The sequence below is a fragment of the Paenibacillus polymyxa genome, from assembly GCF_018614975.1.
GTDB lineage: Bacteria > Bacillota > Bacilli > Paenibacillales > Paenibacillaceae > Paenibacillus > Paenibacillus polymyxa_E.
Genome location: NZ_JAGGNR010000033.1, coordinates 1 through 12,075, shown reverse-complemented (window position 1 = coordinate 12,075; position 12,075 = coordinate 1). Strand labels below are relative to the sequence as shown.

The 12,075-nt window shown below is 47.4% G+C and carries 11 protein-coding genes and 8 tRNA genes; all 19 read right to left on the bottom strand.

Going from position 1 to position 12,075, the window contains the following annotated elements; all coding sequences use genetic code 11:
* Positions 1 to 3 precede the first annotated feature (3 nt).
* The 19 genes from hisH to J7E78_RS22325 all read right to left on the bottom strand — a co-directional run bounded on the left by hisH (position 4) and on the right by J7E78_RS22325 (position 11,963).
* Positions 4 to 630: an imidazole glycerol phosphate synthase subunit HisH gene (gene hisH, locus J7E78_RS22415; RefSeq protein WP_105602314.1), complete on the bottom strand. Its 627-nt coding sequence runs from the start codon at positions 628 to 630 to the stop codon at positions 4 to 6.
* Positions 631 to 633: 3 nt separating this feature from the next.
* Positions 634 to 1,263 (bottom strand): imidazoleglycerol-phosphate dehydratase HisB, encoded by a 630-nt coding sequence (hisB, locus tag J7E78_RS22410; RefSeq protein ID WP_036674766.1) that lies wholly within the window; start codon positions 1,261 to 1,263, stop codon positions 634 to 636.
* Positions 1,256 to 2,560, bottom strand: coding sequence for a histidinol dehydrogenase (gene hisD / locus J7E78_RS22405; protein ID WP_215078260.1), 1,305 nt, complete (start codon positions 2,558 to 2,560; stop codon positions 1,256 to 1,258). Before hisD ends, hisB begins: the two co-directional genes overlap by 8 nt.
* Before the next feature lie 133 nt (positions 2,561 to 2,693).
* Complete coding sequence (gene hisG / locus J7E78_RS22400) at positions 2,694 to 3,353, bottom strand: ATP phosphoribosyltransferase (protein WP_062837770.1); 660 nt, start codon at positions 3,351 to 3,353, stop codon at positions 2,694 to 2,696.
* Between the two features lies 1 nt (position 3,354).
* Positions 3,355 to 4,557: an ATP phosphoribosyltransferase regulatory subunit gene (locus J7E78_RS22395; protein ID WP_215078259.1), complete on the bottom strand. Its 1,203-nt coding sequence runs from the start codon at positions 4,555 to 4,557 to the stop codon at positions 3,355 to 3,357.
* A 394-nt stretch (positions 4,558 to 4,951) separates the two neighbouring features.
* Complete coding sequence (locus J7E78_RS22390; RefSeq protein WP_215078258.1) at positions 4,952 to 5,494, bottom strand: acyltransferase; 543 nt, start codon at positions 5,492 to 5,494, stop codon at positions 4,952 to 4,954.
* On the bottom strand, positions 5,491 to 6,147 hold the full coding sequence (gene ppaX, locus J7E78_RS22385; protein WP_215078257.1) for a pyrophosphatase PpaX: 657 nt from the start codon (positions 6,145 to 6,147) through the stop codon (positions 5,491 to 5,493). The genes J7E78_RS22390 and ppaX overlap by 4 nt, the downstream gene beginning before the upstream one ends.
* Positions 6,148 to 6,153: 6 nt before the next feature.
* Entirely contained in the window at positions 6,154 to 7,179 is a 1,026-nt protein-coding gene (gene lgt / locus J7E78_RS22380) for a prolipoprotein diacylglyceryl transferase (protein WP_215078256.1), read from the bottom strand.
* Between the two features lie 121 nt (positions 7,180 to 7,300).
* Positions 7,301 to 8,239 (bottom strand): HPr(Ser) kinase/phosphatase, encoded by a 939-nt coding sequence (hprK, locus tag J7E78_RS22375; protein WP_017691278.1) that lies wholly within the window; start codon positions 8,237 to 8,239, stop codon positions 7,301 to 7,303.
* Positions 8,240 to 8,657: 418 nt separating this feature from the next.
* The gene (locus J7E78_RS22370) at positions 8,658 to 9,785 is read right to left on the bottom strand and encodes an ABC transporter ATP-binding protein (RefSeq protein ID WP_215078255.1); all 1,128 of its coding nucleotides are present in this window, start codon (positions 9,783 to 9,785) and stop codon (positions 8,658 to 8,660) included.
* Between the two features lie 103 nt (positions 9,786 to 9,888).
* A complete protein-coding gene (locus tag J7E78_RS22365; RefSeq protein ID WP_215078254.1) occupies positions 9,889 to 11,082 on the bottom strand; it encodes a PucR family transcriptional regulator in 1,194 nt (397 codons plus the stop codon).
* A gap of 144 nt (positions 11,083 to 11,226) precedes the next feature.
* Positions 11,227 to 11,299 (bottom strand) — tRNA-Lys (locus tag J7E78_RS22360).
* A gap of 7 nt (positions 11,300 to 11,306) precedes the next feature.
* A tRNA-Tyr gene (locus tag J7E78_RS22355) sits at positions 11,307 to 11,392 on the bottom strand.
* Between the two features lie 12 nt (positions 11,393 to 11,404).
* Positions 11,405 to 11,477: transfer RNA gene (locus tag J7E78_RS22350), tRNA-Phe, on the bottom strand.
* A gap of 21 nt (positions 11,478 to 11,498) precedes the next feature.
* Positions 11,499 to 11,576: transfer RNA gene (locus J7E78_RS22345), tRNA-Asp, on the bottom strand.
* 9 nt (positions 11,577 to 11,585) lie between these two features.
* Positions 11,586 to 11,661 (bottom strand) — tRNA-Thr (locus tag J7E78_RS22340).
* A 5-nt stretch (positions 11,662 to 11,666) separates the two neighbouring features.
* Positions 11,667 to 11,742 (bottom strand) — tRNA-Val (locus J7E78_RS22335).
* A gap of 9 nt (positions 11,743 to 11,751) precedes the next feature.
* Positions 11,752 to 11,828: transfer RNA gene (locus J7E78_RS22330), tRNA-Met, on the bottom strand.
* A 43-nt stretch (positions 11,829 to 11,871) separates the two neighbouring features.
* Positions 11,872 to 11,963, bottom strand: a tRNA-Ser gene (locus tag J7E78_RS22325).
* Positions 11,964 to 12,075 lie beyond the last annotated feature (112 nt).

Here is a 12,075-nt window from a genome sequence, read left to right as displayed (position 1 = left end):
GTTTTACCTTTGTACAGGTGCTCCTGTCAGAGCCAAAAAGTTGCCGAGCAGCTTCATACCAAGCTCTCCACTTTTCTCCGGGTGGAATTGCATCCCGAAGTTAGATCCTCTGCCTACAATGGCTGTAACCGGATGTCCGTAATCCGTCACTGCCAGCAGATCATCCCTGTTTTCAGTAAGTGCATGATAGGAATGGACAAAATAAACGTGACCTGCCTCTAGCCCCGTAAATAGCGGATTTTCGGCGTGCAGGAATTCCAAACGGTTCCAGCCCATATGAGGAACTTTCAGTTCTCCGGGTGCAAAACGCACTACTTTACCTGGCAAAATATCCAGTCCCTCATGCTCGCCATGCTCTTCACTTGAGCTGAACAACAATTGCATGCCCAGACAGATACCGAGCAGTGGTTTGGACCCGGCAGCAGCTTCCTTCACCACCGTATCCAGTCCACTCTCCCGCAGATGAACCATCGCATCACCAAAAGCACCTACGCCTGGCAGAATGACACCATCTGCGCCAAGAATCTCTTCCCGGTCACCCGTGACCAGCGCTTCGTAGCCAAGACGTTCGACCGCTTTGCCGACGCTGTGCAGGTTACCCATACCGTAATCGACAATTGCAATCGCCATCGTCTACAGCACTCCCTTCGTGGAAGGCACACCCGTTACACGTGGATCAATCATCGTAGCTTCATCCAGTGCACGTCCCAATGCCTTAAAGATCGCTTCAATCATGTGGTGGGTGTTCTGACCATAGTGCACAATGACATGCAGCGTAATCCGAGCTTCCAGCGCCAATTTCCACAGGAATTCATGTACCAGCTCTGTAGAGAAACTGCCTACCTGTTGGGAAGGGTATTCTGCACGGTATTCAAAGTGAGGTCGGTTGCTCACATCAATAATGACCTGAGCGAGTGCCTCATCCATAGGTACAAAAACACTGGCGTACCGCTTGATCCCGCGTTTGTCACCCAACGCTTCTCTCAACGTCTGTCCCAGACAGATTCCGATGTCTTCAACCGTGTGATGATCGTCGATATCAATATCTCCGCGGGCCTGCACGTTCAGGTCGAATTGTCCGTGCTTTGTGAACAGATCCAGCATATGGTTCAGGAAAGGTACATCCGTTTCAATCGTGGATTGTCCTGTTCCATCTACATTAAAGGCCAATTGAATATTGGTCTCGTTTGTTTTGCGGTCAACCTCTGCTTGGCGCACTGCACCTTTGTTTTCAAGTTCCACACCATTATTTTGCTTATCCATTGTCCGATTCCGCCTTTCCTTCCTGTTCTAACCGTACAGCAATTGCACGGGCATGCCCTTCAAGACCCTCATGGCGGGCCAACTCTATAATAGCCGCTCCGTTCTGCAGCAGCGCTTCTTTACTATAATAGATCAGACTCGATTTTTTGATAAAATCATCCACGTCCACTGGCGAACTGAATCGTGCAGTTCCATTGGTCGGAATAATGTGATTGGGTCCTGCAAAGTAATCCCCTACCGGCTCCGAGCTGTACGGGCCGAGGAAGATCGCACCGGCATTCTCGATCCGACCAGCGTAAGCCATCGGCTCCTGCACCATGATCTCCAGATGCTCCGGTGCGAGCCGGTTCACCACGTCGATTCCCTCATCGATGGTATCGACCACAATAATCGCGCCATACTGCTCCACAGAAGCAGCGGCGATATCCCGCCGCGGCAGCACATCAAGCTGCCGCTGCACTTCGCCCTGCACGGCTTCCGCCAGCGTGGTCGAATTCGTGACAAGAATGGCCGATGCCATCTCGTCATGTTCTGCCTGCGACAACAGGTCTGCGGCGACATACACCGGATTCGCCGTATCATCGGCGAGCACCACAATCTCACTCGGCCCGGCGATACTGTCGATATCGACCGCACCGTACACCTCGCGCTTCGCGAGCGCCACGTAAATATTGCCCGGTCCACAGATCTTGTCGACCGGGGCAATACTCTCCGTGCCATAAGCAAGGGCGGCGATAGCCTGAGCGCCGCCAACCCGGTACATCTCGCTCACGCCTGCTTCCGCAGCAGCCACGAGGATGTACGGGTTAATGCCTTCGCCGCCATTCGTAGACGGCGGCGTCACGAGAACAATCTCCGGCACACCTGCCACTTGTGCCGGAATCACATTCATCAGCACAGACGATGGATACGCTGCTTTACCGCCAGGTACATAGACCCCGACCCGCTTCAGCGGCCTTATGACCTGGCCCAGCAGACTGCCGTCCGGCTGCCAATCCATCCACGAGTTGCGTTTCTGTTTCTCATGAAACGCACGAATGTTGGCGGCGGCTTGCCGAATCGCCGTCACAAAGGATGGCTCCACGGCTGCATAAGCCGCCTGCAGCTCTTCCTGCGGCACGCGCAACTGCGCGGCCGTCAGCTTCGTGCGGTCCAGCTGCTCCGTGTAACGCAGCAGTGCCGCATCACCCTCACGTCGAATGTCGCTGACAATACGCCGTACCGTTTCATTTTGCTCCGGCGTGCCATACTCCACTTCCCGCTTCAGATCAAACTCCCGTGCAGGTACAATTTTCATACGTACAACCTCCTCATCCTCTGTAATACCTGCCTTCTTGTGTCCAATTCGTTTCCTTGTTATGTCTCTTACACTTACTCTTACTCTTACTTTTGCTTTGCATGTTTCTCATCTATATTTCCAACGCATTAATTTATCCCCGAAGGCTTCCCGCCGATATCTCATTCGATGCCGGAATAACCTGCTGAAGTGCATCACACAAAGCCTGGATTCTTGCATTTTTCATTCGATAACTTACCCGATTGGCGATAAGACGGCTGGTGATGTCCAGAATCCCTGTCATCTCCACGAGTCCGTTCTCGCGCAGTGTCTGACCTGTCTCCACCAGATCGACAATCCGGTCTGCCAGACCAATCAAGGGCGCAAGCTCAATGGAACCATTCAGCTTGATCACCTCAACCTGCTGCCCCTGCTCCCGGAAATACTGTGAAGCAATCCTTGGGTACTTCGTTGCAACACGTTGCTGAATGCCTGGCTTCCAGTCCGGAAGTCCAATCACAGACATACGGCACTGAGCAATTCCCAGATTCAACAGTTCGTACACATCCCGATTTTCCTCCAGCAGCACGTCTTTACCAACAATTCCTATATCGGCAACACCGTACTCCACATACGTTGGAACATCTACGGGCTTCGCCATAATGAATTCCATTCCCGCTTCCGGTACTTCAATGACCAATCTGCGTGTATCGTCTACGTCTTCTGGAATATCCAGCCCCGCTTCACGAAACAATTTGGAGGCTTTTTTATAGATTCGGCCCTTCGGCATGGCCACCTTCAGAATATCCGACATCTCAGCGTCCTCCTCCTTCTTCAGATCCGTAAGTAATAACCTGCTCAGCCTGATCGGTTGTTGCTCCAGCAGATACAGCACTTGCCCCAGCCCTGTCTTCAGGAAGAAGGAGTGTCACTACATTTTGTCCCATACTGCGTAATCTTGCCGCTTCTGTTAGTGCCTCAGCCCGACGTTTCGGGCTATATTGGATAAGTACCGGTTTTTTCTCTTCAATGACAATGCCATGAACACCATCAATAATACGGTTCGTTTTCAGTGCAAAACCTGTAGCTGGCAAGGAACGCCCGAATTGTTGTAACAGATTATCATACCGTCCACCGCTACATACCGGAGATCCCAGTTCTGCTGCATATCCTTCAAACGTCATGCCCGTATAATAGGAGAAATCACCGATCATCGTAAGATCAATCAGCACATGCTCGGATACACCGTACGCTTCCAACACTTCGAATACGGCACACAGATGTGCAATCGACCGTGCTGCTTCATCGCTTGAACTTAGCTCTACCGCATGTGTGCATACTTCCTTACCACCGCGCAGACGCAGGATCGCTTCAAGCTGTTCTTTCAACTTAGGCTCCAGATTTAATGCTTCAATGGACTGGCGATAGCCGACATAATCACGTCCGAGCAGCCCTTCCTTCAATTGCTCCTGCTCAGTTGTCTGGCCTGGAATCACTTCCTCCAGTAATCCGTTCAGGAATCCCATATGGCCCATCGCTATTTTAAAAGAAGACACGCCCGCTGCCTGCAAAGAGGCAATCGCAAGCGCAACAACTTCTGCATCTGCTTCAGGTGAGTCATCTCCAACCAGCTCCACGCCCGTCTGGAAAAATTCAGCCTCACGCCCAGCTTCCTCTTCAATAGAACGGAATACGTTCGCATGATAGGACAAACGCAGCGGCAACTGCTCATCTTTGAGCATGGATGAAACTACGCGTGCAATCGGAGCCGTTAGATCCGATCTGAGTACCAGTGTGGTTCCCCGGCTGTTCAATAATTTAAACAATTTGCGATCTGATGTAGAGCTTGCTACACCTACCGTGTCGTAGTATTCAATCGTTGGTGTGATGATCTGACGGTAACCCCAGCGTTCCATACATTCCAGTACATTGCGTTCAATCGTCCGCAGCTTGGATACTACATGTGGTGTATAGTCGCGGAATCCGGTCGGTTTTTCAAAACCTTTTGGTTTGGACATTGGTAATATTCACCCCGAGTCAGTAATTTAAGAGTTGTACTCGTTCTATTTCAACAGGATTTATGTAGTGTAAATCCCCATGCTATCTTATAAACCTGAATCATAGTATTATTGCATAAGCCTTCAACTAATGGTTTAGTTCAATCTTTATCATGCTTCATTTCTCCAAAAATACTTTCACATGGTAAAGTGCTAACAAACTAAAGGATATGGGATATGATAACATGAAATCCGCACTACCGTCAACAATACCCAAGCTTGATTGCCCTTGGAACGACATATCGTTTTATATACACACCGTTACCCTCACCCATCGGTATTTATATACGAAAAAAGCTGCCATAAGCAGCTTTTTACTTCAACCATAACCATCTTCATTCATTACTTTATTGGCTTAATGCACACTACCCTGAGAAGAATCATCCGTGTTAAAGACCGTCTCCTCCGTAGAAGGTGCCGCACGGGATAAATCACGCAGTGGATTACCTCCAACAAAAGCTCCTGGGGCAACATCCTTATGTACGACAGCTCCAGCAGCTACAACTGCTCCATCCCCTATGGTTACCCCAGGCAGAATCGTTGTATTGGCACCAATCAGTACATTTTCCCCGATAATCACCTCACCGAGCCTGTACTCCTTAATGAGATACTCATGAGCGAGAATCGTGGTGTTGTAACCGATGACCGAGTTTTCGCCGACCGTTATTTTCTCCGGAAAAAACACATCCACCATCACCATCAGGCCAAAGGCCGTGTGTTTTCCCACCTTCATGCCGAGCATTCGGCGGTAAATCCAATTCTTCACCGATAGGATCGGACAGTAGCGTGACAACTGGATCCAGATAAAATTACGAACGCCCTTCCACGGACTCACTGTCTTGTAGATATGCCAAAGTGCATTCTGGTCCTCTACCGGATAGCGGGTTACTTTTCTCATGAACGTCCCGTTTTAATACGGATGAGTTTCAACAAGTCTCTCATGTCATGCAACATATGATCAGGTCGATATCCGTTCAGGATTGTTTCCCCTTTAAGAGACCATGCAACTCCCGCCGAGAGTGCACCCGCATTTTGTGCCGATTGGATATCCACCGGACTGTCACCCACCATCAGCGTTTTAGCAGGATCTGCACCCAGCTCCGTCATAGCTTTCAGTACAGGTTCAGCGTGCGGCTTCGGATTCGTTACGTCGGTCACTGTTACAATCGTCTTCATATATTTCAGTAGGTCAAAACGCTCCAGCACCTTTAATGTAGATGGACGAATTTTGGTTGTGACTACACCCATCACAATGCCAGCCTGATGCAGCGCCTCTACTACCTCAATGACATGTGGAAAAGGTCTAACCATCGCTTCATGATGGATATCATTATAGGCACGGTAACCTTTCACGTACTCGGAGACGTCCTCCTGGCCAGAGAAGGTGCGCATTTGCTGCTCTAGTGTGCCACCCATATGCGGAATGATCTGTTCCCGTGTCCATGGAGCTGAATGCTCCCATCCCCCCATGACATGCTGGAATGAGCTGATAATCAACTCATTAGTATCAATAATCGTTCCGTCCAGATCAAATAATACCGTGTCAATCATGTTGCATTACTCCTTTTTATCATCAACTTGCTTTGGATCATCTTTGGCTGGAGGTGTTACCTTATTCTCTTTGCCAGCAACTGTTCCTGTATGCTCCATATCATCTGAGGTAACTTTGGACGATACAATCGGATCACTATAACGAACAACTGCTTTACCTGTCACTCTTCTCACCACAATGAATACAACAGCAACAATAATGATGCCAATCGCGAGCAGTTGTGAGATTCTTACGTTACCATAAGCAGGATCAAGATATCCTTGTTCGAAGCCCATTGCAGTCATTGGAGACCACAGCCCGTTCACTAATGAAGCAACCCATTGCGGAGCCTGGAAGCCGAGACTGTCCGTACGTAAAGCTTCAATGAAGAAACGACCGATAGAGTACCAGATGAAATAAGACATGAACAGTTCAGCTGAACGCAGAAACTTCTGACGACGCAGAACCAGCAGCAAGACCAGACCAACGAGACTCCACATCGATTCATACAAAAACGCAGGATGGCGGAATACCCCGTCTACGTTCATTTGATTCACAATAAAGTCCGGCAGATGAAGCTTGTCTCTCAAAAATGATTCTTCCACAGGACCGCCGTAGGCTTCCTGATTCACAAAGTTCCCCCAACGTCCGATCAACTGCCCAACGAGCAGTCCAGGCGCACAGATATCGGCCATACGCCAGAAGTTATATCCTTTACGACGGAAGAAAATAACTGCACAGATAATTGCACCGATAAGGGCACCGTAGATGGCGATACCGCCATTCCATATTTTAAAGACGTCCCAGAAATTATCCTTATAATCTTCCCATTTAAATGCGACGTAGTAGATGCGGGCACCAATGATGGCAGATGGCACACCCAGCAGGACCATGTCCATGAACACTTCCTGTGGTATATTGTATCGTTTGCCCTCCCGGATCACGAGCAGGAGTCCTATAAGTGCAGCGGCACCAAGAATAAGCCCGTACCAGTGAACCTTTAACGCTCCAATAGAGAATGCAATCGGGTTCAACAGTAATAATGTATCCATTCATTCACACTCCTATTTATTCGATCAATCGCACGCATGACGAATGGTTGGCATGTCCTGCGCCTTAAGAGAAGCAGTACATGTCAACCATTTATCTTCATTTCCTTGTATAAAATGTTTCTTAATCCATGTCTTCCATATCTTCTGAGATAGTTGCTGTCAGCTTGTTTGTGAATTGCAGTGCAGCATTAAGACCCATCTGTTTCAGACGATAGTTCATACCTGCCACTTCAATAATTACCGCCAAGTTCCGTCCCGGACGAACAGGAATCGTAACCAGAGGCACATCCGTATCAATGATACGTGTAGTCTCTTCATCCAGACCCAGACGATCATATTGTTTATCCTGCTGCCATGCTTCCAGACGTACAACCAGGGTAATCCGTTTGTTATTCCGAACCGCACCAGCTCCGAACAAAGTCATGACGTTGATAATACCGACACCTCGAATTTCGAGCAAGTGGCGGATCAATTCAGGTGCAGTACCGTGCAGCTGAAAATCTGACGTTTGGCGGATCTCTACCGCATCATCAGCAATCAGTCGGTGTCCACGTTTAACCAGTTCAAGTGCTGTTTCACTCTTACCAATACCGCTACTACCTGTGATCAGCATACCTACGCCATAGACATCACAAAGTACACCGTGAATGGTTGCTGTTGGTGCCAGTTTCTTCTCCAGGAAACCGGTAATCCGGCTAGATAGAATCGTTGTAGCCATGTTGCTGCGAAGTACAGCCAGATTCTGCTCTTCACTGATATCAATCAGCTCTTGCGGAACTTCAAGTCCACGCGTGACAACGATACAAGGCGTCTCTTCCGTACAAAGACGTTGCATACGATCGCGCCGCTCTTGCTCAGGTAACATTGCAAAGAAAGCTAACTCCGTTCTTCCAAGTAGCTGTACCCGTTCTTGTGGATGGTATTCAAAATAACCGGCCATTTCCAGACCAGGACGATTCAGGTCATCTACCGTGATGACTCTTTTCAATCCGTGAGATCCAGAAACAACCTCCAACTGAAATTGCTGCACCAGTTCAGATACTTTCACTTTTTTCGCCATTTGTCTCTTCCTTTCAGCATTAGCTGTCCCTCTATGTACATCAGATCGTGTATCAGTTATTTCCATTATTAGCGCATTCGCAACATGGGGTACAGACTGCATACCCTTCCAACAGTCGATTCTCTCAAATTTATGAAGACAGACCTTCAAATAATCTTAAATGAATTCCGGGATGAATGCAATCGCAGCCTCCGACAACCATTAGTAAGAAAAGTCTTCTGATCGATGCACCTTCTAGGATAATACATTCGTGGTTTAGCGGCTGTTTTTCTTGCGGTTATTAATCCTTCAACTCCGCCAATACTTATAAATTCATTAATCTTAAAAAAGCCCCTTCCAGCAATAACGGAAGGGGCTCTCATTACAATGTATAATTGCGTTAACTGTCAGGTTCCATCGTCACCGAGGAATCCCAGTATTATTTGTCTTGAAGAAGTACGTTCACTTCAGTCTCTTTGTCAAAGATATGAACTTTGTTCATGTCGATGGCCATTTTAACTGTGGAACCATCACGAGTATTAGAACGTCCGTCTACACGTGCGATCGTTGTATCATTACCAACACCACTCAGGTAGACGAGCATTTCGTGACCCAAGTTCTCTGTTACATCTACGTGAGTAGAGAATACAGAGTTCGGGGATGCTTCCAGGAATACCGGCTCTTCGTGAATGTCTTCTGGACGAACACCCAGAATCACTTCTTTGCCAATGTATCCTCTAGATTTCAGTACTTGCGCTTTACCTAGCGGGATTTCAACATCCACACCAGGAGCTATGAAGTGCATGCTAGTACCTTGCTCAGCGAGTTTACCCGAGATAAAGTTCATTGTCGGGGAGCCAATGAAACCAGCTACGAACAGGTTAGCCGGCAGGTTATACAACTCTTCCGGAGAAGCTGCTTGTTGGATGATACCATCCTTCATAACAACAATCCGATCACCCATCGTCATCGCTTCGATCTGGTCATGCGTTACGTAGATAACAGTTGTTTCCAAACGTTTCGCAAGTTTAGTGATCTCTGCACGCATTTGACCACGCAGTTTGGCATCCAAGTTGGAGAGAGGCTCATCCATCAAGAACACTTGTGGATCACGGACAATCGCACGTCCCAAAGCGACACGTTGACGTTGACCACCGGACAATGCCTTAGGTTTACGCTCAAGCAAATGTTCGATATCCAGGATTTTAGCTGCTTCACGTACACGTTTGTCGATCTCATCTTTTTTAACCTTACGCAATTTCAAACCAAACGCCATGTTTTGATATACGCTCATATGCGGATACAAGGCATAGGATTGGAATACCATCGCGATATCGCGGTCTTTAGGTGCAACATCATTAACGACACGGTCACCGATATAGAGTTTACCTTCAGAAATTTCCTCAAGGCCTGCGATCATACGAAGTGTTGTTGATTTACCACAACCGGACGGACCTACCAGTACCAGAAATTCTTTATCTTTAATGTCCAGGTTAATGTCAACTACAGTTGCTTTATCAGAACCCGGGTATTTTTTGAAAATATGCTCTAAACGTACTCCAGCCATGATTGTTACCTCCTCAGAGATCATTTTGTAATCGAATACAATTTGTATTTTTATAATACCCTATACACGTGAGGTTTGACTATTCGCAAACTGCACAAAAATATCAATGCTTTTTCGTCACTTTGTACATTAGTAGTAAAAACTGCACTAGAACAGCACTTTCGAAGTGCCTCACATCATAGCCAATCTCCTGTTTGATCTTATCCAGACGATAAACCAACGTATTACGATGAATGAAAAGTCGTTTCGCTGTCTCGCTTACATTACAGTCCAGGCTAAAAAAGGTCTCCAGCGTAGCAAGTGTCTCACTATCATTGAAAATTACCGTGTCTTTGCCCGTTTCCTGTATAAAACGTGTACGTTGTTCATCCGGGATGCTCGCTACCAACCTCTCCAGATGCAGATCCCATGGGAGATGAATATGCTGCGTAACATGGAATGCTCTCCCTAAGTGAACACTTTCTTTAAGAAGAGTTGTAACCGATACAAGTTGTTGTGCAGGAATGCATGGCAGAGATGCAGACAGATGGAACACCCCAGCCCACTCACTGGCAACCAATTCATGTAACCCCAGACAAAAAGCGTTCAGTGAATCCTTCTTGGCTTCCGTTGTATCTTCCTCGGCTTCTTCTGTAAAAATTTCTTTATCACCCATGAAAATCCACTCTTGCTCCCCTAAAGGAATCAAGACAATCTCCTCGCCAAAGTAACTCTCAAGCAACTTGTTGAGTTCCTTGGATCGTAAACGATGTGCATCCGGTGTATCTCCTTGCAGCAAGAAGAGAATCTTCTCAGCATTCAATCCACCAGGCACCACAAAGCGATCAGGAACCGCTTCAGATTTCTGCTTGGTTGGTTGTTCGATCTGCTCTTTAAGCCAGAGACCCAATTCAGTCAAATACTGCTCCCTATCATTCTCATATACAACAGGTTGTGTCTCATCGGGTACTCCCATGTTAGAACGGATCAAAAGTTCAATAAATCTCCGTCTCTCCACAGTGATAGATCTTGCAGCGCATCCCCAACATACGACGGTTCCTTCTTTCTCATTCATCCGAACCTTAAAAAATATACGCTCTCCCGTATTCAAACTGATCACATCGGATGAACTTGGAGATGCAGATTGGTCAGATAAATCCCGACTCTCACCTTCATCACCAAAGGTCTCTGAGTTTTCATGAAGATCAAACAGATTCGCCACGGATTCCATCCATTCTTCTATTGTAATTTCATATTCGTCCAAAGTTGTGCCTATAATGACTTCGATTTGTTGTTTTAGATCAGGTATGAGCTTCATATAATGAACGTCACCACTCTGCATGTTTTCTATTAGTTTATCATATCTTGCCCATCATTAATAAATATCCATATTTCGTTAAAATTACATAACAAAAAAGAGCAACTAATCAAATTAATGATTAATCACTCTTTTTCTTAAAGATGAGTCATGAAGGGCTCGAACCTTCGACACCCTGATTAAAAGTCAGGTGCTCTACCAACTGAGCTAATGACTCATAAAACTGGTGGAGGATGATGGATTCGAACCACCGAACCCGTACGGGAGCAGATTTACAGTCTGATGCGTTTGGCCACTTCGCTAATCCTCCAAGGATTAAAGGTGGCTCGGGACGGAATCGAACCGCCGACACGAGGATTTTCAGTCCTCTGCTCTACCGACTGAGCTACCGAGCCATATTTAATTTTTAGGATTAATGGCGGAACCGACGGGATTCGAACCCGCGATCTCCTGCGTGACAGGCAGGCATGTTAGGCCAACTACACCACGGTTCCAGGCATTAATGGTGCCGGCGAGAGGACTTGAACCCCCAACCTACTGATTACAAGTCAGTTGCTCTACCAGTTGAGCTACACCGGCGTATATGGTGGAGGCTGAGGGGATCGAACCCCCGACCCTCTGCTTGTAAGGCAGATGCTCTCCCAGCTGAGCTAAGCCTCCTGGGTAATATGGTAGCGGCGGAGGGGATCGAACCCCCGACCTTACGGGTATGAACCGTACGCTCTAGCCAGCTGAGCTACACCGCCATATTAATTGTGTCTTGATTGCTTGTCCATCTTTAGGTAAAGATGGCGGAGAGAGAGGGATTCGAACCCTCGCACCGCTTACGCAGTCTAACCCCTTAGCAGAGGGTCCCCTTATAGCCACTTGGGTATCTCTCCAAATAACAATCATCAACATCATTCAAGGATTGCTCCCTGAAAACTAGATTCGAAACGAAACATGCGATTTACAACTTGCTATTGGATAAGCCCTCGACCGATTAGTACTGGG